Source organism: Chitinophaga niabensis (assembly GCF_039545795.1).
In the GTDB taxonomy this organism is placed as follows: domain Bacteria; phylum Bacteroidota; class Bacteroidia; order Chitinophagales; family Chitinophagaceae; genus Chitinophaga; species Chitinophaga niabensis_B.
Map to the genome: position 1 here is coordinate 5,675,556 of NZ_CP154260.1, position 24,642 is coordinate 5,700,197.

At 46.2% G+C, this 24,642-nt stretch carries 19 protein-coding genes and 1 riboswitch; of the genes, 13 read left to right on the forward strand and 6 right to left on the reverse strand.

The window, feature by feature from the left end; all coding sequences use genetic code 11:
- The first annotated feature begins 282 nt into the window (after positions 1 to 282).
- The 5 genes from AAHN97_RS22535 (at position 283) to AAHN97_RS22555 (ending at position 6,355) form a co-directional block, all read left to right on the forward strand.
- A complete protein-coding gene (locus AAHN97_RS22535) occupies positions 283 to 3,339 on the forward strand; it encodes a sensor histidine kinase (protein ID WP_343304357.1) in 3,057 nt (1,018 codons plus the stop codon).
- Positions 3,340 to 3,395: 56 nt separating this feature from the next.
- Positions 3,396 to 4,028, forward strand: coding sequence for a response regulator transcription factor (locus tag AAHN97_RS22540; protein ID WP_343304358.1), 633 nt, complete (start codon positions 3,396 to 3,398; stop codon positions 4,026 to 4,028).
- Positions 4,029 to 4,197: 169 nt separating this feature from the next.
- On the forward strand, positions 4,198 to 4,953 hold the full coding sequence (locus AAHN97_RS22545) for a hypothetical protein (protein WP_343304359.1): 756 nt from the start codon (positions 4,198 to 4,200) through the stop codon (positions 4,951 to 4,953).
- A gap of 153 nt (positions 4,954 to 5,106) precedes the next feature.
- The gene (locus tag AAHN97_RS22550) at positions 5,107 to 5,607 is read left to right on the forward strand and encodes a hypothetical protein (protein ID WP_343304360.1); all 501 of its coding nucleotides are present in this window, start codon (positions 5,107 to 5,109) and stop codon (positions 5,605 to 5,607) included.
- A 97-nt stretch (positions 5,608 to 5,704) separates the two neighbouring features.
- On the forward strand, positions 5,705 to 6,355 hold the full coding sequence (locus AAHN97_RS22555) for a tetratricopeptide repeat protein (protein ID WP_343304361.1): 651 nt from the start codon (positions 5,705 to 5,707) through the stop codon (positions 6,353 to 6,355).
- 88 nt (positions 6,356 to 6,443) lie between these two features.
- Here the strand turns inward: AAHN97_RS22555 and AAHN97_RS22560 are convergent, their stop codons facing one another.
- Positions 6,444 to 7,604 carry a trans-sulfuration enzyme family protein gene (locus AAHN97_RS22560; protein WP_343304362.1) on the reverse strand — a complete coding sequence of 387 codons (1,161 nt, stop codon included), beginning with the start codon at positions 7,602 to 7,604 and terminating at the stop codon, positions 6,444 to 6,446.
- 53 nt (positions 7,605 to 7,657) lie between these two features.
- Positions 7,658 to 8,989 carry an APC family permease gene (locus AAHN97_RS22565; protein WP_343304363.1) on the reverse strand — a complete coding sequence of 444 codons (1,332 nt, stop codon included), beginning with the start codon at positions 8,987 to 8,989 and terminating at the stop codon, positions 7,658 to 7,660.
- A 27-nt stretch (positions 8,990 to 9,016) separates the two neighbouring features.
- Positions 9,017 to 9,243: riboswitch (cobalamin riboswitch) on the forward strand.
- Between the two features lie 99 nt (positions 9,244 to 9,342).
- Between AAHN97_RS22565 and AAHN97_RS22570 the strand changes: the two genes are divergently transcribed.
- The 5 genes from AAHN97_RS22570 (at position 9,343) to AAHN97_RS22590 (ending at position 14,627) form a co-directional block, all read left to right on the forward strand.
- Positions 9,343 to 11,253, forward strand: coding sequence for a TonB-dependent receptor plug domain-containing protein (locus AAHN97_RS22570; RefSeq protein ID WP_343304364.1), 1,911 nt, complete (start codon positions 9,343 to 9,345; stop codon positions 11,251 to 11,253).
- Between the two features lie 21 nt (positions 11,254 to 11,274).
- The gene (locus tag AAHN97_RS22575) at positions 11,275 to 11,874 is read left to right on the forward strand and encodes a DUF6580 family putative transport protein (protein ID WP_343304365.1); all 600 of its coding nucleotides are present in this window, start codon (positions 11,275 to 11,277) and stop codon (positions 11,872 to 11,874) included.
- A 51-nt stretch (positions 11,875 to 11,925) separates the two neighbouring features.
- The gene (locus AAHN97_RS22580; protein WP_343304367.1) at positions 11,926 to 12,855 is read left to right on the forward strand and encodes an ABC transporter substrate-binding protein; all 930 of its coding nucleotides are present in this window, start codon (positions 11,926 to 11,928) and stop codon (positions 12,853 to 12,855) included.
- A gap of 26 nt (positions 12,856 to 12,881) precedes the next feature.
- On the forward strand, positions 12,882 to 13,442 hold the full coding sequence (cobC, locus tag AAHN97_RS22585) for an alpha-ribazole phosphatase family protein (RefSeq protein ID WP_343304368.1): 561 nt from the start codon (positions 12,882 to 12,884) through the stop codon (positions 13,440 to 13,442).
- A gap of 84 nt (positions 13,443 to 13,526) precedes the next feature.
- Positions 13,527 to 14,627: a Fic family protein gene (locus AAHN97_RS22590; protein WP_343304369.1), complete on the forward strand. Its 1,101-nt coding sequence runs from the start codon at positions 13,527 to 13,529 to the stop codon at positions 14,625 to 14,627.
- A gap of 35 nt (positions 14,628 to 14,662) precedes the next feature.
- Here AAHN97_RS22590 and AAHN97_RS22595 read toward each other — a convergent pair whose 3' ends face one another.
- Together AAHN97_RS22595 and AAHN97_RS22600 are read right to left on the reverse strand one after the other, a co-directional pair.
- Positions 14,663 to 16,246, reverse strand: a complete 1,584-nt coding sequence (locus tag AAHN97_RS22595) for a SusD/RagB family nutrient-binding outer membrane lipoprotein (RefSeq protein WP_343304370.1) — start codon at positions 16,244 to 16,246, stop codon at positions 14,663 to 14,665.
- An 11-nt stretch (positions 16,247 to 16,257) separates the two neighbouring features.
- Entirely contained in the window at positions 16,258 to 19,461 is a 3,204-nt protein-coding gene (locus tag AAHN97_RS22600) for a SusC/RagA family TonB-linked outer membrane protein (protein ID WP_343304371.1), read from the reverse strand.
- Positions 19,462 to 19,770: 309 nt separating this feature from the next.
- Here AAHN97_RS22600 and AAHN97_RS22605 point away from each other — a divergent pair, with 309 nt between their 5' ends.
- The 3 genes from AAHN97_RS22605 to AAHN97_RS22615 all read left to right on the forward strand — a co-directional run bounded on the left by AAHN97_RS22605 (position 19,771) and on the right by AAHN97_RS22615 (position 21,682).
- Complete coding sequence (locus tag AAHN97_RS22605; RefSeq protein WP_343304372.1) at positions 19,771 to 21,108, forward strand: DUF5690 family protein; 1,338 nt, start codon at positions 19,771 to 19,773, stop codon at positions 21,106 to 21,108.
- A gap of 5 nt (positions 21,109 to 21,113) precedes the next feature.
- Positions 21,114 to 21,428, forward strand: a complete 315-nt coding sequence (locus AAHN97_RS22610) for a hypothetical protein (RefSeq protein ID WP_343304373.1) — start codon at positions 21,114 to 21,116, stop codon at positions 21,426 to 21,428.
- A 119-nt stretch (positions 21,429 to 21,547) separates the two neighbouring features.
- Complete coding sequence (locus AAHN97_RS22615; protein WP_343304374.1) at positions 21,548 to 21,682, forward strand: hypothetical protein; 135 nt, start codon at positions 21,548 to 21,550, stop codon at positions 21,680 to 21,682.
- A gap of 208 nt (positions 21,683 to 21,890) precedes the next feature.
- On the opposite strand, the gene phnY is transcribed toward AAHN97_RS22615, so the two are convergent.
- Together phnY and phnA are read right to left on the reverse strand one after the other, a co-directional pair.
- Positions 21,891 to 23,324, reverse strand: coding sequence for a phosphonoacetaldehyde dehydrogenase (gene phnY, locus AAHN97_RS22620; RefSeq protein WP_343304376.1), 1,434 nt, complete (start codon positions 23,322 to 23,324; stop codon positions 21,891 to 21,893).
- A gap of 5 nt (positions 23,325 to 23,329) precedes the next feature.
- The gene (gene phnA / locus AAHN97_RS22625; protein WP_343304377.1) at positions 23,330 to 24,574 is read right to left on the reverse strand and encodes a phosphonoacetate hydrolase; all 1,245 of its coding nucleotides are present in this window, start codon (positions 24,572 to 24,574) and stop codon (positions 23,330 to 23,332) included.
- Between the last annotated feature and the right edge of the window lie 68 nt (positions 24,575 to 24,642).

A 24,642-nucleotide genomic window follows, 5' to 3' on the forward strand; every position in this document is an offset into this window, starting at 1 on the left:
GGGAGGTTTGTCAATCTAAAAGATCTCAGTTCTCAGTAAACATAGCGTGTACGCCATTACCATGCTGGCGGCAGCATGCACGGGTATTGCTATTTATCGGATCAGGCAATTGGGGGCTTACTCCGGGGTCGTTTACTTCGCAATTAGTTTCCTTGCAGCAAAGGTAGAAGGCTTTGATCTAAAGCCAACCACATAAAGATGTGAAATGTCTTTTTTAATGCTTCAATTGCTGAATTAATGGAATTAAGCAATTATTTTTGAGGAGAGCATTAATCTATGTACATGATCCGCAAGGAAAAGCAGCTGCTACTCTCTGTGTTGTTCCTGCTTTTTCAACTGGCTGCAAAGCCCCAATCCCAATCTTATCTCTTCTCCCGCCTCAATGTGGAAGACGGTTTGCGCAGCAATTATGTGACGGCCATTTTCCAGGATACCAAAGGTTTTATGTGGATAGGTACGGAAGGAGGGCTCCAACGCTACGATGGCAAACAATTTGAATACTTCCCCTTTGAGGGCATACCGGAGATCTATCATGAAAAGGTACAGCGCATCCTGGAAGGAAAGAACAATACCCTCTGGATCGCTTATAACTCCTGCATCGTCACCTATAATTATGTAACAGGCAAAGCACGCAAAATACTGGTTCTGCACCAGCATATTGAAAAGAACTTCCAGGCCACGCAGTTCTTTATAGACAGTCGTGGTAACACCTGGCTCTGCACTACAGACCACGGTACTTTTTTGTATGAAGAAAAAGCACTGGCATTCATCCCCTTCTCTAAATTCTTCGCCCCCGCCGGTTTCAATATCGTCAATGTAGCAGAGGACCCTGTTACGCATAATTACTGGCTGGGTACCAATATCGGGATCTGTATGCTGGACTATGCGCAGAAGATCTGTTATACGCCACAGAACAATCCCCGTAACATTCCGCTCCTGAATACCCCGCAGCTACAGGTAAACGTTACCCGTTTATTCGGCAGTTCCAAACGTGGCCTGTTCATTAATACCTGGCTTCGCAATGCAGAAAGGCCCCGTTTCTATCATTATGATCTGCAAACCGGGGTGCTCACAGAACAGCATAAAGACCAGGGCCATATGTCCCAGTTGATAGAAGATAGCCGCGGGAATATTTGGGCTGCAGGAGACCGCTTACTTCGATTCACCCCGGATGGCCACCAGCTGGAGATATTCGAACGTAACCAGTTCGCCCGCAATGGCCTGGACTATTCAGAGATGTTCGCCCTCGCAGAAGACAATATGCAGAACCTCTGGATAGGTACCAGCAATGGCCTGTTCATCTTCAATTATGCCAAACAGCAATTCCATACAGTGATCTACTGGCCGGAGAGTTACAAACACTCGCCCCCTTTACTGGAAGCCACTGATATCTGGCAACATCCTAATGGAGACGTATGGGTGAGCAGCTGGGGATATGGGGTACTGGTATTCGACAGTTCCATCACCCGGTTAAAAAAACGCCTGTTCCACCCCTCCAATACTACCATCAACATGGCCTTTTGCATGTTGCCCCTGCCGGATGGAAAAGTACTGATCGGCGCACAGCATGCTAACCTATGGATCGTAGATCCCAAAACATGGAAAGTGGAATACCGTGTATTGAAAGAACTGGATAACCGCTCCATCCGTTGCATGACGCTGGACAAACAGGGGAAGGTATGGCTGGGCACACAAAGAGGTATCGTAGCAAAATGGGACCTCCAACGTAATAACATCCGCACTTTCACAGATAGTTTTTATACGCAGGGCCGTTATCTCTGGAACCATATTCAGGATATTTATGCAGACGAGGATAATTTCATCTGGGTAGGTACCATGTACAATGGCCTGTTGAAAATGGATACCGCCGGCCATGTAATGCAACGTTATGCAGCTGATGAACGCGCTCACCTCTTACCCACCAGCGATATCCGCAACATCTTCCCCATGGGAGATCACAAACTCCTGATCGCAGCAGGCGGCATCGTACTGCTGGATACGAAAAAGGATAAAGTGCTTTCAACTATTACGCAGGAAGATGGATTGCCCGTTGGCGCCATCACCAATGTGCAGCCCCTCAATGATCAGAACATCCTGTTCACTACAAACTTCAGCGCAGGCAAAGCTAATCTCACCAAACGCAAAGTAGTGCACTACGGCAGGAAATACGGGATTGCAGATGAAACCTTTGAATCCCCCGCCAGTTACAAACTGCGGGATGGCCGCGTAGTGTTGGGCAGTACCAAAAACATTATCTTCTTTGAACCGGATAGCCTGCAGGACCCTGTTCCGCCTCCTGATGTACGCATCCATTATTTTAAAACAGACGGGGACCTGGTGACGCCTTATCAGCCCATGATGGAGAATGCTGATCCCGAAATAAACCTGCGGTACCAGGATTGCAATTTCACCATCGGTTATATTTCCCTCGCCTATCTCGAACAGGATAATCTCAGTTATTCTTACCGTTTAGAAGGAATAGACAATGGCTGGGTAAAAGCAGGCAACCGCAGGTATGTGACCTACACCAATCTTGCTCCCGGCACTTATACCTTCCAGGTATATTGCGAGAACGGAGAAGGCATGCAAAGCCAGCACATCACTTCCATCCGTATTGTACTGGCTTCGCCTATCTGGCAGAAAGGATGGTTTTACGGGCTGATCATATTACTCATCGCCGGCATCATTTATCTCATTCACCGCATCCGTGTGAATCGTATCATGTCCACCGAAAAAGTAAGGCGTCGCATTGCACGGGACTTACATGATGATATGGGCTCCACGCTCACTTCCATTAATATCATGAGTGCCATGGCCAGGAGGAACGCAGCCCTGGCAGACCTCAGTAAAACACAGGAATTCCTGGTGAAGATCGGCGACAGTACCACCCGCATGATGGAAAGCATGGACGATATTGTGTGGAGCATCAACCCCATGAACGATAACCTGCAAAGAGTGATTGCCAGGATGCGTGAATTCACAACAGGTGTACTGGAAGGCCGGCAGATAGCATTCACATTTTCCATCGATGATAAGATCTTCAACCGCAGGCTGCAACTGGAAAGCCGGCACGACTTCTTCATGATCTATAAAGAAACCATCACCAATATCGCCAAATATGCCCAATGTACTTTTGTAGACATCCGCATTCAGTTACGCAAAGGCAAACTGGTACTACGTGTACAGGATAACGGCGTAGGCTTTGATGTGAATGATGCAAATGAAGGAGATGGATTGATGAATATGCAACGCAGGGCACACCGCATGAAAGGCCATCTTAATATTCAGTCACAACCCGGAAAAGGCACCGTGATCACGCTCATGTTCCCAACCACATAACCATGTGGTTGGCAGAACCGGTCAGGCATGTTACCTTTACCGAACATTCCATTACCATGATTCGAATTGTGTTATACGAGGATAACACCAAACTGCGAGAGAACTTAACATTACTGATCGATGGAGCAAACGACTTTATAGTATGCGGCGCATTCAAGAACTGCGACCATATTCTGCAACAAACGCAAGAGCTGCTTCCTGACGTAATATTAATGGACATCGATATGCCGGGTACCAATGGCATTCAGGGCCTACGGATCATCCGTTCACAATACCCCGATCTTCCCATTCTCATGCTCACGGTGTTTGATGATAACCAGCATGTTTTTGATGCCATCAAAGCGGGTGCAGATGGATACCTCCTGAAAAAAACATCCCCCGAAAAATTACTGGAATACATACACGAAGTATATGAAGGCGGTGCCCCCATGACCTCTTCTATCGCCCGGCAGGTATTACATCTCTTTGCCCGCCAGCCTTCTGACAAGAATGATACCTATCATCTTTCAGAGCGGGAAAAAGAAGTGCTGCAATTACTGGTAAATGGTTACAGTTATAAAATGATCGCGGGAGAGATCTTCATTTCTATAGATACCGTACGCTCACATATTAAAAAGATCTACGAGAAATTACATGTTAACTCAAAATCGGAAGCTGTAGCCAAGGCCTTCAGGGACAAGCTGGTGTAAGCAACATGCTTCAAAAACCATAGTCAAGGCTTTTAAACACCGATCTGGTTTTCACATTCCCATCTAGTTACAACCACTCATCCTCACACGTTCGTTGTAAACCACATCGATATGTGATTGTATGCTACCCCCAACTGTTGCAATTTTACAGCAACGGAAACCTAATGACATGCTTTTTAACACCCCCCTTGTGGCAGTGCTATGCATCGCCATGATCATTTCTTGCAGGAAGGACCCCAAACCCTTGCAGCCAAATAACAATAGGTTATTGCTGAGAGTGGCAGCAGCGGATAACAACAAGGTTGATAAATTCCAGTATGACGCGCAAGGCCAGGTGATCAGGTTTTTCTATTACCGTGGTTATGGAGACACTGCTCACCAGGAGTATACATACAAGAACAACCGCCTGCATAAAATAATCCATTACAACGCAGAGTTCTCTGAATACTTCTATGCAGGAGATACCCTGAAAAAAATGGAGATCAGCGATGTCAACGATGGGGTAACAAACTATGTAACATACAGCTACCGGAACGGCAAGCTGGATGAAGAACAAACATATCACCGGGAAAATGGCCAATGGGTACCGCAGCAGAAAAGAACGTACGACTATGATGCAAAAGGAAATGTTCATAAGATAGATACATACCTCGGGCCGGATCTTCAGGGAACGATCGAATATGCCCGTTACAGTGATCATCCGGATCCGTTAGAGGGTATCATACAACAAAAATACACAAAGGGGCTGCCCCGATGTGTAGAGAAAGAAATTCATTATGATGGATGGGGGAATATTGAATGGACAACGGAATACACTTATGAATATGATGCAAAAGGATACCCCCTGAAAAGAGAAACGATCTCCCGCAACCCGGATAATAATGTATTGGCCAGGTACACTGTTTTTTATTCATATGCTAATTAGCCCCGGAAACATTTATTCCTTGTAATGTTTATCCCCAAAAACATTTGTTCGTAGCCCCAAAAAAGCAAAAAGGGCACACCACGCGTGTGCCCATATTTTTTTACAACACTTTTGGCCGGTTTTTTGTTACCTATGCATCAAAACATCCAAAAAATGACAAAGCAATTGATCCGCCTCTTTACAGTATTTGGAGCAGCCTCCCTGCTGCTGAGTGCCTGTGCTTCACAGCAGGGTACCCCAACTGCCGCCAGTATGGGCAAAGACGCAAAAGGAAAATGGACGCTGAACAATGTAAGTTATGACGGTTTGCCTTCCACGGCCAAGGTGACCACTGTTTTTTCCAATATTCCACCCAAATGCCTCGAGGGCAGTGACTGGAACCTGCCATCCAATAAATACGGCAGTTTCGCTACCACTTCTTCTGCTAATGGCTGTACACCCGTTTCCCAGAACATCGTATGGTCTACCCTCAACCAGGGCGGCGTGGTGATGATCCAGTTCAAGGAACTGCTGGAAGGGGTGAAAGCCAAAAATATCTCAGACGGGTACCGGGTGGAACTGACTTCTGTTAACAATACCTCCATGGTATGGCGCGCACCGGTTACTTATGATGGCAAAACCGCTTATATCGTATATTCTTTTACAAGGAAATAATTAACGGGAAACCGGCTTAAAAAAGGGAAAAGCAGGGCAATTTTGTCCTGCTTTTTCCTTTTTAGTTATTGTATCTTTGCCCCTCGTTGAAAGAATTATGAAAGCATTTAATTTATTTATCAAATATCGTTTACCCCTGGGCATCCTGCTTTTGATAGGGGGTATTGCGCTGGGCCTTGCTTTTGGCTGGTGGGAAGCTGCTATTGTATTGCTGATAGCCGTTGTTTGTATCGTTACGCATTTCCTGTTTGGGCCTATGCGCCTGGTACAGGAAGCTGTGGAGGCTGGAGATGTGGATGGAGCCATGCGCATCCTGAATAGTATCCAGTTCCCGAAACTGCTGTACAAACCCATCCGTTCCGGGTATTACCTGATGCAAAGTAACCTGGCCATGCAGAATGAAGATCTGGACAAAGCGGAATCTGCCGTAAGGGCCAGTATCAAATCCGGCAGTCCTACCAGGGAACATGAAGGCATGCAGTATTTCCAACTGGGCATCATCGCTTCTCAGAAGAATGATACCAAAACAGCCAGCGAAAACCTGCGTAAAGCCCTCAAGCTGGGCCTGCCAGACAAAGAAAATACCGCCGCCGCTTTATTGCAGCTCTGCTCTATTTCTATGGGTCGCCGGGATTTTAAAGCTGCCAAAGAGTATTTCCGCCGTGCAAAAGAGCAGAAGCCTACTACCGAGCAGATCAAAAGTCAGATTAAAGAAATGGACAAATACATCAGCCGGATGCCTGGTTGATGATAAATTCCTTTATAAAAGAAATCCCGGTAGGCCATGCTTACCGGGATTTTTTATGCTTGCAGGCCGGAACTCCGGCCGCCTATATCTAGATCTTATTTAAAGCCTGCTCCAGGTCTTTAATTAAATATCCCGGGTCCTCCAGCCCTATATACAACCGCACCATCTTATGTTTCGGCTCCTTAGGATCAAAACTATCCGCCTCCAGGGAAGCACAGGCAGGGAAAGCCAAAGACTCATGCCCACCCCAGGAAACAGCCATGAGAAAATGTTTCAGGGAATTGCAGAACAATTCCACCTGCTCCCGGCGTTCCACTTTTAATTGAATGGTCAGCAACCCCGCTGCTCCCTTCATCTGGCTGGAAGCCAGTTCAAACTGCGGAAAATCCGGGTCCAGCGGAAAGAATACTTTATGGATCAGGGGATGTTTTTTCAGCCATGCCAATACCTGCCGGGTACTATCCGCACTGCGTTGCAGCCTGATCTCCAGGGTACGCAACCCTCTCAGTAAAAGCCATGCATTAAAAGGCGCAATACCACTGCCGATATTCAGGTATTCAGATACAAAGATCCGGCGGATCTTTTCCTGGGAACCGGTCAATACACCCGCCATGGTATCACTATGACCACTGATGAATTTGGTAGCAGATTGCAGGCAGAGATCTATCCCCATCAGATGCGGTTGCTGGTACAAAGGTGTACAGTAACTGTTATCGATCATGGTGGTGATATTCCGGCTGCGACCTAATTGGGCTACGGCCTTTATATCCTGTAACTCAAACGTAAAGGAGTTGGGAGATTCCAGGTAAATGAGACGGGTATTGGGCCGGATCGCCTTTTCAAAATTGGCGGTGTCCGTTCCGTCCACAAAAGTGGTTTCCACCCCGAATTTCGGCAGGATGATCTCAAATAGTTGTCTTGCCCAATTGTAAGGGTCGCGTACACAGATCACATGGTCCCCCTGTTGCACAACAGAAAGTACCCCCGTAAAAATAGCTGCGGCGCCGCTTCCAAATACAAGCGCATCCTCCGCTCCATCCAATGCGGCCAGCTTCTGCCGAAGGATGTCAATGGTTGGATTATGCCCCCGGGAGTACAGGAAACCCTTGTACTCATCCAGCAGCAGGTCTCTCATAGCTGCGACTGTCTCGAACGCAAAATTGCTGCTTTGCATAATTGGAGGAGCAATGGCATTAAAATATTGCTCTCTGTCTTCCCCCAATTCATTGATAATAAACGATAGATCCATAGTCAGTTGTATTCCCTTTGCACTATCCAAAAAAGACGCAAAGTACATAAACTTCATTTCTCCGTGACGGTCCGGCGTACGGCTCTTTTCATAAAAAAGTAGATCGGCAGGCCCGCTACGAACCAGAACATTCCACTAAGGGCCTGCTGCCAGTCACTTATAAAGATATTGACTGTTACAAAGAGATAAGTTCCAATAAAAAATACCGGTAACCAGGGGTATAAACGCATTTTATAGATACCTGTATTGTCCAGGTGCGCCGTTTTCTTCCTCAGGATAAATATAGTGGCCGCCGCAGAAGCCAGGCCGATGGAATCAAACAGCATTACGTACTGGATGATCTTGTCAAAATTGCTCAGGAAATACAGCAGCCCTATGATCAATACAGTAAAGGTGGTAAGGGCCACTTCCTGCACCTGCGTTTTGCTGTTCACCCTTTTAAAGACCGAAGGTAATACCCCGTCTTCCGCCATGGCGTAATACATGCGGGGATTGGAAATGAGGTTCACGTTAGAATACCCCAGCACGGATAAGAACAATAAAATAGAGGTGATCTTAAATCCGTTCTCTCCAAAAAATACGCCTGCCATACGGGCTGCCAGGGCATCTGTTGTTTTCAGCTGCTCAAAACCTATCACTTTCACATAAGCATAGTTCACCGTCAGGTATAAGAAAAGGATAATGCTGATGCCAATGAAAATAGCCCTGGGTGTATTTTTAGCCGGCTCCCGTACATCACTTCCAAAGTTGATGGTCTGCTGATAACCGCCATAGGTAAAGAATACCGGTACCAGGGCAGCACCAAAAATATAAAACCAGCCATGGCTGCTGGTGGTGGTAGCTGTACTGGGCGGGGCCACATGATTGCTGAATACGGTTAAACAAAGCAGTAATACCATCCCTATCTTCACCACCGTAAGTATATTCTGCCAGTTGGCACTCATACGGATGCCCATCATATTGATCACATACAGGAATAGCACAGCCCCGATGGCAATGGCTTTCCGCCCTCCTTCATGTTGAACGGTTTCGGGTAAAAGCACTGGCCCTATATATTCCGCCCCAACAATACAAACAGCTGCAATGGAAGCCGCATTAGAGATCACCAGCGTCCAGTTGATCATAAAAGAATAAGCAGGATGGTAACCATAGGAGCATACTTTATAAAAGCCCCCTGCAACAGGATAACGGGAACCGATCTCTGCATAAGTAAGCGCCCCGCATAAGGAAACAAGTCCTGCCAATGCCCATACAGCATAGAACAATGTTGGCGTACCGGTTTCCCGGGCCACGCTCACAGGGGTTTTGAAGATGCCCATACCAATCACTAATCCCACCACTATCATCGTCAGGTCAAAGGGCCCCAGCTTAGGTTTAATACTCATATCTACAAGATATTACAAAATATCGTAGGTTTGCCCCCGGTAAACGGTTGCCCTTAGAAGATATCCTTCTTCTATCAGGCATTAATAGGGAATCCGGTTCAATTCCGGAGCTATCCCCGTAGCTGTGATCCTGCTTCCTTATCTTTCTCCATAAGGAATGTTTTTCGGACGCTTCAACCACTTCTCATAACGGGAGGGAAGGTCAATCCGGAAAGCAGGAAAGCCAGAAGACCTGCCGTATACCCATTTTATCAGTCCGCGCTTTCGGGTGAAAAGCGGAGGGTGTAATTGCCTGTTCGAAACGGCATTCTATACTTTTCAGTATCTCCCTTGCGTGTAATTAAAACAATTACATGAAAAAAAACATCTACACACCAATCGCAATTGCCATGCTGGCAATGGGCCACGCTGGCTTCGCGCAGGATTCTTCGCGCGTATCGCAACTCAACACCGTAGTAGTTACTGCTACCAAATTCGCCAAAAAACAAAGTGAAACCGGTAAGGTGCTCACCGTTATTGGCCGTGAACAAATTGAAAGGAACATCGGCCGCTCTGTAAGTGATGTACTGAATGAACAAGCCGGCATCGTGATCAATGGCGTAGGTTCCAACCCCGGTAAAAACAAAGAACTGTATTTCCGCGGTGCCACTTCTCAATATACCACTATCCTCTTAGATGGTATCCCCGCTGCAGATGCTACCGGCCTTACCGGTAATGCCATCGACCTCCGCTTTATGCCGGTAGACCTCATCGAAAGAATTGAGATCCTGCGCGGCACACAATCTACATTGTATGGTGCAGATGCCATCGCCGGTGTGATCAACATCATCACTAAAAAAGGCGGCGTAAAACCCATCAGTGGTTTCGGCAACCTTACCTGGGGCAGCAACCGCAGCCTGAAAGGAACAGTTGGTCTGCGCGGCCACCAGGAGAATGTTGACTACAACGTGAGCTTCACCCACTTTGAAACAGATGGTATCTCTGAAGCCGCACCGCATGATACGGTGACCAATCCGCAATTCGACAAGGATGGTTACAAACAGAATGCCGTGATGGTAAACCTCGGCATCCAGGCTACAGAACAGCTGAAACTGCAACCCTTCTTCGTATACTCTGATTACAAAAGCTCTTACGATGGCGGCCCATTTGTGGATGCCCTGAAGAACACTAACAAATCAGATCTCATCCATACCGGTATCCGTGGTATCTATGACCTGAACGGTAAAGGAGAAATACGCGCCAATTTCGGCTACCAGAAAGTAACACGCGTGGATGAAAGCCAGTGGGGAGTACTTCCCCTGGACGGCCGTTCTTACTTCGCGGATGTGTATGGTCACTATAGCATCAATGACTGGTTCCAGGTACTGGCAGGAGTGGAATATCGTAAAGCGGAACTGATAGACACAGTTAATTTCCTTGTCAACAAATTCAGTGCACGCTCGCTATTCAACACCAGCCCTTACGTGTCTGTATTCATTAAAAACCTGCATGGCTTCAGCTTTGAAGCTGGCGGCCGTTATACCCTGCATTCCAAGTTCGGCAACAACTTCACTTACAGCCTCAACCCTTCTTACCTGGTGTCTGATAAGCTGAAACTGTTTGTGAACATCTCTTCCGGATTCAAGGCACCTACTTTAACTGCGCTCTATGCTTCTTACGGAGATGAGAACCTGAAAGCAGAAAAAGCCACCAGCTACGAAGCCGGCTTCCAGACCTTCCTCATAAAAGATAAACTGGATCTCCGCGTAGTAGGATTCAAACGTGATATTAAAGATGTGATCGCCTACATCGGCAACAAGTACATGAACTTTAACAAGCAGAACGATAAAGGAATAGAAGTGGAACTGGCTGTACATCCTGCAAAAGGCCTGGATGTGAAAGTATTCTACGCTTATGTGGAAGGACAGGTAACTACCAGGGCCGGTACAAAAGATACCACCTACAATAACCTCGTACGCCGTCCTAACCACAGTGGTGGTTTGAACATTGCTTACCAGGTATTACCGAAAGTATTAGTAAGCACCAATATCCGCCAGGTAGGTACCAGGAACGATCTGTACTTTCCGCCATGGCCAAATCCTTCTCAGAATGTTGAGCTGAAAGCCTACACCATCTGGGATATGTATGCAGAATACCGCTTCTCTGACAATGGCCGTTTATTTTTTAATGCAAATAATATCACCAATAACAAAAAATATTGGGAAATTTACGGATACTCCGTGCAAGGCTTTAACATGCAGGCCGGAATATCTTTCAGTTTGTAATATCTAAATACTATACCCGTCATGTCAATTAAAAACTTACAGCCCCGCTTTTTAGTGCTGTTATTATTCATCGTAGTAGCAGGTGTACTGCGGATCACCGCAGCAGGTGAGATCACCCCCTTCTCCAATTTTTCTCCTGTAGGAGCCATGGCCTTATTTGGCGGCGCTTACTTTGCAGATAAATGGAAAAGTTATGTGTTCCCGCTGCTCACCCTTTTCCTCGGTGATGTGATCATGAGCCAAACCATCTATAAAGCATATGCCACCGGCATCCTGTATGAAGGATGGATCTGGACGTACCTGGGCTTTGCCGCTATGGTATTAACCGGACAGCTCATCATCAAAAAAGTGCGGATCACCAATGTGGTGGCTGCCAGCATGATCGCTGCCATCGTATTCTGGCTGCTGGCCGATTTCGGTACATGGACCACCACACATAATATTGACATGACAACCGGTCTTCCCTTCACAAAAGATGCACAAGGTCTCGTGAAATGTTACATACAAGGGTTGCCGTTAGTAAAGAATACCATACTGAGTAACCTAGTGTTCAGTGCTATCTTCTTCGGTTTATTCGAGTGGATGCAGAACAAAATACCAGCACTGTCTATTCCAAGATAATATCACAAAGGGGCTGGCTGCATGGTCAGCCCCTTTATAAAAAATACAAACATGGTCGCCTGTTCCTTTCTCCCCGCTGCCACACAAATGATCTACGATATGGGCCTGCAACACCTGTTGCATGGCGTTACATTTGAATGCCCGCCCATTGCACTTGCTGAAAAACAACGGGTAGTACGCTACGTATTGGAAGGAAATACTTACAGCAGTGAGGAAATAGACCGCATCTTTTCTGCGTCCAAAGCACAGGGCAAGAGTTTGTATTATGTGGATGATGCCGTACTGGGAGCCATTGCACCGGATGTGATCTTTACACAGGATGTTTGCGAAGTATGCCAGATAGATACCCATTGCACGCAACAGGCCGTTTATAAATTACCAAAGCTCCCCGAGCTGGTAAGCCTCAGCCCCAATAACCTCCAGGATGTTTTTAATTGTGCTATCACCATAGGTAAAGCATTGGGAGAAGAAGAAGCCGCTTACCGTTACCTCGCCCGTTTACAGGAACGTTTGGACTTTACTGTAGATACTCTACGTGCACACCGTGCTCCCTTACGCCGTGTGATGATCATGGAATGGATGGCCCCTGTGTATAACTGCGGTCACTGGATCCCTTACCAGGTTGCTTATGCTGGTGGGGTAGACATGTTATCCAATCCCGCCGGCGATTCCATCGTTACCCCCTGGGAAAAGATACTACGTTATGACCCCGAAGTATTAGTAATTGCACCCTGCGGTTTTCTCACAGAACGTTCCGCACAGGAATTACATCTCGTAACCCGCGTGCCCGGTTGGGAGCAATTACAAGCTGTACGCAATAACCATGTATTTCTGGCTGACTACGATCTCTTCACCCAACCCAGTGCCAGCACATTGGTAGATGGTATCACTGTGCTTTCCCATCTTTTCCATCCAGAAATATTTCCCACGCCCATTGAGCTGCAACACAAGTTCAGAACACTGGACCTTCAACCTGCGTAATAGAATTATAGTATCTTTGCGCCGGAATGAGGGATATATTTTTAATAAGGCATACTACGCCTGATGTAATTTACGGCACCTGCTACGGATTTACCGACCTAGACCTGGCCAGCACTTTTCATACAGAAGCTACCCGCGTGCAGAACATCTTACCGGCAAAAGACTTTACCGTTTTCGCCAGTCCCCTACAACGATGCAGCAAACTGGCCGAGTTCCTGTTTGGCGCTCCCTTTGTAACCGATGAACGTTTACGCGAAGTGAATTTCGGCGACTGGGAAATGCAAACCTGGACAGACATTGCTATCACCACTCCCAAAACCTGGATGGCAGATTACCTCTACAACCCCATGCCCAACGGCGAAAGTTATGCCGCTCTCTACGAACGCAGCGTAGCCGCTTTCCAGGAAATACTAAAAACCAAAGAAGATACCGTTATCGTCACCCACGGCGGCGTGATCCGTTCCATTTTAGCCTACGCAACCAATACAGCCCTGGAAGATTCTTATGGGATCAGGGTGGAATATGGGCGGGTGGCGCATTTGAGGGCAAATGAGGAAGGATTTGAGGTGAAGGGACTGAATTTGTAAGGGAGCTTTGCGGAGAATAAATGATCTATTTTACGCACTATTTGCGGAGAATAAGCCGTATATTTACCGCATAAAATGCGGAGTATGTACTTACACCAATTACCAAAATGGCCTGACTTCTATTTTGATTTCCCCAAAACCTACTGGGCTCTTGTAGACGTTCGCCATAATCAGGGTAAGCTGTTAGGCCGAATGGAAAGTCTTGGGTTCAATCTGCAAAAACAAGCCGGATTGCAGAACCTTACATTAGATGTAATCAAATCCAGCGAAATAGAAGGTGAGATCCTTAACCCAGAACAGGTACGTTCTTCCATTGCACGAAGATTAGGAATAGATATTGGTGGCTTCGTTCCGGCAGACCGGGACGTGGAAGGCATCGTGGATATGATGGTAGATGCCACACAACACTACAAAGAGCCACTAACGGCTGAACGGCTCTTCCGCTGGCATACCTCATTATTTCCTGCAAACAAATACAAAATGACCATTGGCGCATGGCGGACAAATGCAAAAGATGCCCCCATGCAAGTAGTATCAGGCCCCATAGGCTATGAGAAAGTTCACTTTCAGGCACCGGACTCAGATAAACTGGATGCTGAAATGCAAAAGTTCCTCGACTGGTTCAATGATACCGATCCGATGTTGGACCCGGTTATAAAAGCAGCCATGGCACATCTTTGGTTTGTAACCATTCATCCATTTGATGACGGCAATGGCCGCATAGGCCGTGCTATTGCAGATATGGCAATGGCTCGTGCAGATGAAACACCATACAGGTTCTACAGTATGTCTGCACAGATCAGAGCTGAAAGGAATACCTATTATCATATGCTGCAGGAAACACAAAGAAGCGAGCTGGATATCACCGAATGGCTGGCCTGGTTCCTTCAATGTTTTGACCGCTCTATCGCCGCTACTGATAATACACTGGCAATGATAATGAAGAGAAAGAAATTCTGGGACAATTTTGCAACCGAGCCGCTCAATGAACGACAGAAAAAAATGCTTAGTAAACTATTGGATGATTTCGAAGGAAAGCTCACTTCCTCCAAATGGGCTAAAATGAATAAATGCTCTCAGGACACCGCCACCAGAGATATACAGGACCTCATAACAAAAGGCATCCTCGAAAAAGAAGACTCCGGCGGCAGAAGCACCAACTACGCCTTAAAAGAAATAGCATAAAAAAGCCCCGATACAATCGGGGCTTTTTAAGATCATTACTTTATCAACCACATCTTCGCATTAATATCATCCACCGCAGAACCAAACTGTTTCTGCACCGCATCCTTCCAATTCTTTTCATTAGAAGAACGATGACTATCAGGATATTTAAACCGCATGGGTATCACTCCATTATTCCCAGTCCCTGCACCTACACTGAAGACCGGCACGCCCGTTCTTCTCCAGTTCAGGTAAGCTTCAAAGTCCGAACCCTGGAAAAACGCCAGGTACTTTTGCGTTAATATCTGTGCCAGACCGGTAGCATTATTTCCTGCATACTTTACATCCGGCTGTTGATAATACACACCTTCAAAATTGAAGGGAATGGTATAATTGGTACCTGCATACGCTTTGGTGACATTGCCCGGTGCATCAACAGGAACACCATAAAATGAAAGAGAAGCACGGATACCTTTTTTATACCAGTCTTCCGCATTACCTGTGATCCAGCTACGGTTGATCGCTTCGGCAATATTGAAACACATTTCAGCATACCCGATATACACCTGTGGTTCTGGAGAATACCCTGAATAATAACGGCTCCTGCTTCTGAGAGAGTAAGCCGCATTCACCACATCCGCCATTTTAGAGGACATGTCATCCAGGCTTTCACCGGAAGGCGCACCCACATACGCTGTAATATCAGCAGGCGTTTTACCATTCTTCAATTGTTGCGTGGCAGGCTCCGCAGTGATGTAAGCACGTGGGTCATTCAAGCTCACCAGCTTGTTCAGATAGGTGGCAGACATGTTATAACGGGTTGCATCGTTCCCCAGGTTATCCGGGTTGATGGGATATTTATTGATGTTGTTATAGGTATACTGCATGTTCTGCTGCACACTCGTCATCAAAGGATACTTGGCAGGATTATTCACTACATCCGCAAACTGCTGCCCTACCTTCAATTCAGCATCTGCTGTTTTCATACTCAGGCTGATCAGCACACGCAAACGCAAAGTGTTTACCGTACGCTGCCAGTTTTCAAGATTGTTACCAAAGTAGAAATCGTTGGATAAGATCTGGCCTACGCTGGTATTACTTTTATCCGGGTTCACGATGAGCTGTGTAAGATCTGTATTGGCTTCATCCAGCCATTTCAGTATCTGGAGGAAGATCGCTTTCTGATCATCATACACAGGATAGAGGTTATCTTTTCCTTTCAAAGCCTCTGTCATCGGCAGATCACCTACCATTACCGTCATGCGGTAAAAGAGGAAGGCTTTGAAGAATTTACCCAATGCTGCATAAGGGTTCACCGTAGCACCACCCAAACGTTTGGCCTCTGATTCCATTTTCAGCACATTGGCCAGCGAGTAGTAATCGTTGGATTTTGCACCGCCCCAATCGTAACGTTGGTTACCATAATAGTTATAGTTACAGGCATCGAACTGGTTCCAGCGCATTACATCACTCCAGGGAGAATTGATATTGATGCTACTGAGGATCCCTGTTAACACAAGGCCGGGAGGCGTTTGCAGCGGCTTGTTGTTATTCATTTCATAATCCGAGAACTGCTTGCTGCAACCTGTAGTGCCAAGGCCAAGTACTGTAACGAAGGTTAATATTTTGATCGCTTTCATGATAGTAAGATTTAGAAGGTAATATTGAGATTCACCCCATAACGGCGGGTGCTGGGAGATTGCAGACCGGAACCGCTTTGGTCACCGGCATACTGATCAATATCCACATCTTTATATTTCGCGAAATACAACAGGTTCCTGCCCACCAGGGAAATATTAGCCTGACGGATGAAAGACCGGCTGAGGATACTTTGTGGCACTGTATAACCAATCACCACTTCCCTGAGTTTCATGAAGGTTTTGCTGATCATGTTAGCCTCCATGGTATTGTAGTAGAAGCTGATATAGTCCTGCAGGAAGGTTTTGGTAGTGTTAGGCGCGTATTGCAGGTCTTTATAGTTAGTTACCTTACCATCGTTATCATACTGAATAGCTGCACCGTTGTTGATCACAACACCATCTCCTACCCATGATTTCACACCTTTGTAGTCCTGGAAACGGGCTTCTCCCATTTTACCCTGTACTGTACTGATGTGACGGCCACCGCGGAAAGTCTGTTGCTGGATGTAGTTGTTCATCTTTCCACCTACACGGCCATCGAACTGGAAGTTGAAGGAGATAGATTTGTAACGGAAGGTATTGTTCACTGCCCATACCCAATCAGGATTGGCATAACCCAGGAACTGATTTACCGGAGCTTTGATAGGCCTGCCGCTTCCATCGTTGATCAGTTTACCATCCGGTGTTCTCACAAAAGCCTGACCGTAGATACCATCTACCCTGTCACCTGCTTTATAGAAAGTATTGAGTGTATTTACACCAGGATAGAAATCCACATAACGTTCTTTGAAAGTAGACCAGTTAAACATCACATCCCAGTTCAAACCTGTAGTGCTGCGCAGCGGAGAACCAGTCAATGATACTTCCCAGCCTTTCTTGCGGGTTACCACACCATTCACCAGGTATCTTTCTGCACCGGTTGCATCTGTGATCGGGAAGTTATAGATCCGTGGGCCATCTTTTGTAACGAAATAAGTAACGTCCAAACCTAAACGATTACGGAACAAACGCAGGTCCATACCTGTTTCATAAGCGGTACTGGAGAAAGGTTTCAGATCAGGATTAGCAATAGTCCTGGAATAGATAGCGCCTACTTTGGAATCGTATATAGGGCGTACATCGTATCCGGCGGAGTTTTCAAAAGAAGGGCCATCATAAGAAGATTGATACTCTGTTCCATAACCAACCGGGAATGTAGCCTGAGGGGTTGCACCAATGGTAGCCATGGTCAAACCACCTTTTACGTTAGCATAAGAACCTCTGAATTTCAACAGATCTATCACCTCGGGCAGTTTCACGTAATCAGATACCACCGTACTAAGAGAAACAGATGGATAGAAATAAACATCATTGCCTTTAGGAAGCGTAGATAATTTATCATAACGGCCGGTTAAAGATAAAGTAGCGTATTTGGAGAAAGAAAGGTCTGCATAACCATATCCGCTCAATACCAGCATATCAGATTTGAAGTTACTGGCCTTCAGCGGGTTTAATGTATTTGCAAATGCATACCAGCCCGGAACGTTCAGGTAATCTGTACTGGTAAAGCTGGAATTATAGGTGAAAGAACGCGCATTAGCACCAACTGAAGCTTTCAGGCTGATGTTTTTGGCAATCTCGTCATGATAAGTGAGCAGCACATCTGTATTGTTCTCAAACATGGAACGTTTATCTTCCCTGTAATCACCCAAACCGGCTTCTCTTCCATAAGGGTGTGCAGAATAAGGCAGTTTTTCGTTCCGCAACATATCATAAGAAGTCACTTGTGAACGGGCCAGGATATCCAGGTTGTCAGAGATCTTGTAAGAAAGCTTCATGTACCCGTTGATATCTGTTTTATAGTGACCACGTTTCCACTCCATCACCTGGAACCATGGGTTGGTATAACGCTGATACTCTGCAAAGATGGATTGAATACCTTCTTTACCTGGCTGCCAGTAATTGCGCATGGCATCCACATCCCAGTCTGCACCCGTCCAGATAGTGATGTTATAAATAAGACTGTTAGGTCCATATTGCACATCCGGGAAATTGGGTGTGTACTGGCGGTTGTAATTCAGGTAACCATCTAAACGTAACCTGTCAGACAGGTTGTAACCAGCAGAGATGTTGAAATTGGTGATGCTTAATTTGTTGTTGGGGATAATGCTTTTTTGTTCTGAATGCGAGAGAGAGAAACGCAGATCGTAATTATCACCTCTTGCAGAAACAGAAAGGTTGTTGGTACTGAGTACACCTGTTTGCATGAATCGGTTCAGGTTATCCTTTCCGCGCGCCAGCCAGGGAGTAGGTGTACGAACACCTGTAACAGGGTCAACAGGACTATCATACTGCGGAATGGGCTGACCTTCAAACTTAGGGCCCCATACATCATAGTCACCATCATTGGTTCCGCCACCGCGGCCATCTTTGAATGCATATTTACCATGGTCGCCGGGGCCATACTCATTCTGTGTTTTAGGAATAGCCAGGAAACCTTTGTCGAACATAGTGCTGGAATTGAACTCTACAGAAAAGCCCCTTTTATCTTTAGAGCCTCTTTTAGTAGTGATCATGATAGCACCGTTCAAACCGCGCGAACCGTACAAAGCAGAAGCAGTAGCACCTTTCAGGATAGTATAACTTTCAATATCATCCGGAGAAATGTTCCAGGTATCTGAGTTGATGGGTACACCATCTACTACAAACAACCCGATCTTGCTACCACGTAACAGGAGTTGCGGAGATGCGAGCAATTCAGGGGAAGCACCTACAGTAAGACCAGCTACCTTACCTACCAAACCATTGATAGGATTCGGTTCGCGAGCTTTGATCAGGTCAGCGCCCTTTACTTCCTGCACAGAATAACCCAGGGCCTTTTTATCTTTTTTAATGCCGAGTGCTGTTACTACTACTTCGCCTAAATTCTTTTTGTCTGTTTGCAGGGTGATGATAATAGAAGATTGACCGTCCACTTTGATCTCCTGGCTGAGGAAACCAATGAAAGAAACCTGGAGCACTGCGCCATTGGCAGCTTTGATGGAAAAAGCACCCTGTCCGTCTGTAACCGTACCAGTATTAGTACCTTTTACTTTCACGGAGGCGCCAGGCACCGGTTGCAGATCTTCCGACTGGATCTTGCCGGAGATTTGTTGTGCCCACGTAGCCGTGCACGTGAGCAGCAGGGCCAGCATGAGGAATGCTGCCCGCAAGTTAGGTTGAAAACTGTGTTGCATAGTAGTAGGATTAAGCGATTTAGCAATGTAAAGTTGTTCAGTCTATATGACCTAAATGTTAAGCAATACTAAATTAACAGTATAGAAATATTAAAATAATAATAACTTAACATGGGGCGGTTTTTTACTAATTCTAAACTGTCGATCTTCGTTTGGAGAATTTAAAATCGGCCATAATAAAGGGTTTAAGGGATTTTTTAAGAAAAAACTTCTGCTTATCCCTTGTAAGTTAAGGAATTTTCATAATTTACAAATATTAAACAAAATATACTGGCCAGCTATTGTAATACTAAACATTGAAAATCGGTCATGTTTAAGAAACGGCTACAGGATTCCTCCGGGATTTTCTTTATTGTTTGGTGTCTGCTCGCTTCGTTCGGCACCTATTTCTGTATGTATGCATTCCGTAAACCTTTCAATACGGGTTTGTATGCAAACCTGGAATTATTTGGTATTGGCTACAAGAGCGTACTGATCATTGCACAGGTGATGGGATATATGCTGTCCAAGTTCATCGGTATAAAAGTGATCTCCGAATTGCAGCCTTCCCGGCGCATCCGGCTGATCATTGGCCTGATCCTTTTTGCTGAGATCTCCTTGCTGGGTTTTGGCCTGGTACCTTATCCCTATAACTTTTTCTTCCTTTTCCTGAATGGCCTGCCCTTAGGGATGGTCTGGGGAGTGATCTTCAGTTTCCTGGAAGGCCGCCGGTTCACGGAAATATTGGGCATGGGGCTGAGCATCAGTATGATAGCAGCTTCCGGAGTATTGAAAACTGCCTACATGGAGGTACATGATCTCTTTCCTTTTATCTCTGAATTCTGGATGCCCTTCACCATCGGTCTCGTATTCCTGCCCCTGTTCTGCTTTTTTGTATGGATGCTTTCCGTAATACCCGCACCAAACGATACAGATAAACTATTAAGGGCAGAACGGCAGCCTATGAATACTGAAGACAAACGTACGGTTCTCCGGAAATACGGCCCCGGCCTGCTGTGCATCCTGCTGAGCTATTGCATGCTCACCACCCTGCGCGATTTCCGGGATAACTTTGCCGTGGAAATATGGAACGATATTTCCGGTACACATTGGAATAAAGCGGTATTCTCGCAAACAGAATTACTCAGCACCCTGATCGTAGTCTGCTGTGTGGCGCCACTGTCACTTATCCGCAGTAATATCCGCGGATTCTGGGCCACACAGGGTTTGATCATCGCAGGTATACTCGTGTCAGGCCTGAGCACTTTTTTATTTTACCAGGAGTTGATCAGCCCTTTTATGTGGATGTTATTATTAGGCACCGGTTTGTTCTTAGCCTACATCCCCATACAGATCGCATTATTTGAAAGACTGATAGGCTTGTTTAAAATGAAGGCAAATGCAGGGTTCTTTGTATACGGCTGCGATGCTACCGGTTACCTGGGCAGCGTGGGTTTATTATTATACCGGGAATTTTTCATGAAAGATCTTCGCTGGAGCAGGGTGTTGATGCAGTTCAGTTATGTGATGTGTTTCGTCTGCCTCACATTGCTCCTGATCTCCGTGATATTCTTCAACCGTAAATACGGGATCAGTAAATTGTTTCAGTCGCCAGGTGCAGAACCAGAACCACCTGTGAATATGAAGAATATTACTTTACATCAATAGCATACATGAAGAAATTATTATTTACACCCAGGCCATTATCCACGTCCCGCACAGTAAAGGAGGCAGCCTTAGAAGATATGGGCTCCCGGGACGAAGCATTCATTGCCACTATCCAATACATCCGGAATGCATTATTACAACTGGGCCATGTAACCAAAGAAGAAGGTTATGAAACCGTCATTGTACAAGGCTCCGGTACCTTTGGAGTGGAGAGTGTGATCAGCAGTACCATTGGACCTGATGATCATTTATTGATCCTGAGTAATGGCGCTTATGGCGAACGGATTGTAAAAATGGCGCTGATCCACAAGTTACCTTAGGTTTTAAACAATACCTAAAGCCAGAGATACAAGGCCATATCATCACCTCCTTTTTATACCCGGCGCATCCTTCATTCAACTTCGAAACATTCTACCGCAAACTGAGTGACAGGAATTTTGTGATCTATCCCGGCAAGCTCAGCAAAACCAATGCCTTCCGTATAGGCAACATAGGCCAGATCTTCCCGGAAGATGTAACAGCCCTTGTGAAAGCGATCGGAGAGATCTTACAGGAAGAAAATATTTCCATATAACATAGCTTTGAAGCAACAGGCCCCTGATATTTATCGGGAGCTTTTTGTTTTAGGGAAGATAAAAAATACCGTTGTTTTATTTAAAAAAAACGCTCCACAGTCTTCTTTATATTTTTTCAAAGAAAAAATAACCCCTCCCACAGAAAAATAAAAAAACCTCCCGTTCCAACGGGAGGTCACACTGTAATTATACAATAAAGAGTACCAACTACCAGGGCATTGAAAACGTCTTCACATAGGTAAAACACTTCATCGCTTCAATCACTCCTTCCTTAATCCCCAACCCTGAATCCTTCACACCACCAAAAGGAGAATTCTCAATCCTATAACCAGGCACTTCATTAATATTCACTGTGCCCATACGCAAATGCTTCACGGCATAGACCGCCTTTTCCATATCCTTCGTCACAATACCGGAAGAAAGCCCATAAGCCGTTCCATTCGCCAATGCAATCGCATCTTCCAGGTCCTTCACTTTCATGATCGGCGCGAGTGGCCCAAAAGACTCCTGCACCACCATCTGCGCATCCCTTGGAACATCCACGATCACCGTAGGTTCCAGCAATGCCCCTTTACGATGGCCGCCATACAATACTTTAGCCCCTTGCGCAACTGCCTTTTTCACCACATCTTCCAGGTAAACAGCAGCAGGTTCATCAATAACAGTGCCCACACGGGTACCAGCATCTGCAGGATCTCCACAGATATATTCTTTCGTTTTCTCCACAAAACGTTTTACAAATTCATCGTGGATGCTCTCCTGTACAAGGATCCGTTTCACTGCTGTACAACGCTGTCCGGAATTCCTGTAAGCCCCTTCCGCAGCCAATGTAACCGCAAGGTCCATATCCGCATCTTCGAGAATGATCAAAGGATCATTGCCCCCCAATTCCAGGATCACTTTTTTATACCCTGCCTGTTTAGCAATATGTTTCCCCACTGCCACACTCCCTGTAAAAGACACTAACTCTACCCGGGGATCCTGCACCAATACCTCCGCCACTTCAGCAGTAGGCCCTAACAACACACTCAGCATATGATGCGGCAGTCCCGCTTCATACAGCAGTTCCACTAAACGTATAGCCGTAAGGGGAGTTTTCTCTGAAGGTTTTAAGATCACCGGGGTACCGGTAGCAATGGCAGGTGCAATTTTATGCGCCACCTGGTTCAGCGGATGATTAAATGGTGTGATAGCCACTGCAAGGGACAAAGGTTCCCGCAATGTAAAGATCTTACGCGCTTTACCCTGCGGAGAAATATCACAGGAAAAAACCTGCCCGTCATCCTTCAGGGCTTCAATAGCCGCAAAATGTAATACATCTCTTGCACGCCCAACCTCGTAGCGGGTTTCACGGAGACAAAGCCCCGATTCAGACATGATCAGCTGTGCAAATTCCTCTTTTCGCTCCTCCAGCAGTTGGCGTGCTTTATCCAGCACAGCAAAACGATCATACCTGGTTAATAGGGGGCCGCCTTTCAAACCTGCTGCAATAGCCGCCTCAGTATCTTTGCGATTACCCAATGTAACGGTGCCTACTAAACGTCCATCGTAAGGGCTTTTTACTTCCAGCAATGCCCCAGATTGTAATGGTGTTCCGGCAATATAGCCGGTTAAAGAAGTGACCTCATCTAATACAAGCATAAAGACTAATTATGGTGAGTTCCATTCACGGTGAAATCAAAAACATCAAAGTTGCGCGGATCGCCCAGGGCTTTGCTTTTGTAAGCAGCTGTCAGCGGATGTGAGATCAGCAGTGGCACCATTTCTTCATAACGGCCGCCATGAGAACGCAGCCCGCTATCCAATGCACTGAGATCATGATGTGCCGGCGTACGGCCCACCACTACATCCCTTGCACTGAGAACGATCAGATCCCCGATACGGTCTTCCGGTTGTTCCAGCAAATGCACAGCGCGTGCTTTGTTATGTACTTCCGTAATACCCGGCTGCCCCTGTAACCAATTGCTGACAACCGTTTCATCCACCCCTTCCGGTAAATGTACCGCCACATAAGAACCCAGTGCACCATGGTGTTTTACATATGGGTCCGTAATAGGGCAGATCACCCGGAAACCGTTTCCAAACTGTTCTGTAAGCATGGTTTCTATAAAGAGCACATTGGGAGAACCATCTGCTTTCTGTTTAGCATTCATACCATGATCAGCAGTAGCCCCGATCACTGCACCCAATGCCAGCAAGCGGCCCAGCTCATGATCAATAGCTTCGTAGAATGCCAGTGACGGCTCATCTTCAGGAGCGTAAGTATGTTGCATATAATCCGTGAGGGAGAGATACAGGAAATCTCCCAGCCCCTGTTCTATCAATGCCACGCCTGCACGTAATACAAAAAGACTGGCATCTGCACTATATATAGCCGGGGTTTTAAGGTTCAATGTTGTTTCCACATTGCCAATACCATGCGTGGCTTCCTGAGCCTGGTTGGCCTTTTCCGCAGAGAAGGCGATGCCTGTCATTTTATGGCTGAGGATATCCCGCAGTTTTTCTTTCGCTGTTACTACCGCTACTTTGCGGCCTGCGTTGGCTGCAGCGGCAAGGATCGTTTCTGCACGGAGGTATTCTGAAGAGTTCATCATCACCTCTTCCTTGCGGTTGGTGTCATAGAAGAAATTCCCGCAGATGCCATGCACCGCCGGGGTAACACCTGTTACAATAGAGGAGTTGTTTACATTGGTAAAGGAAGGCAAAGCCCCTCTCACCATACCCCGGTAACCGGCCAATGTCATTTTTTTAAGGTTCGGCATCCTGTCGTGTGCCATTGTAGCGTCTAGATATTCATCGGCAGAGCCATCCAGGCAAATCACCACCACTGGAGAGGCAGGCGGAGTATAGGTTTTGCCATTTACAGTAAAGGATTGGGTGGATATTGACATGTATATTTGTTTATAAATACTAATAGATTGAGTAGTAAAAGTAAACAAATATTCAGTTCCAGAGCTGT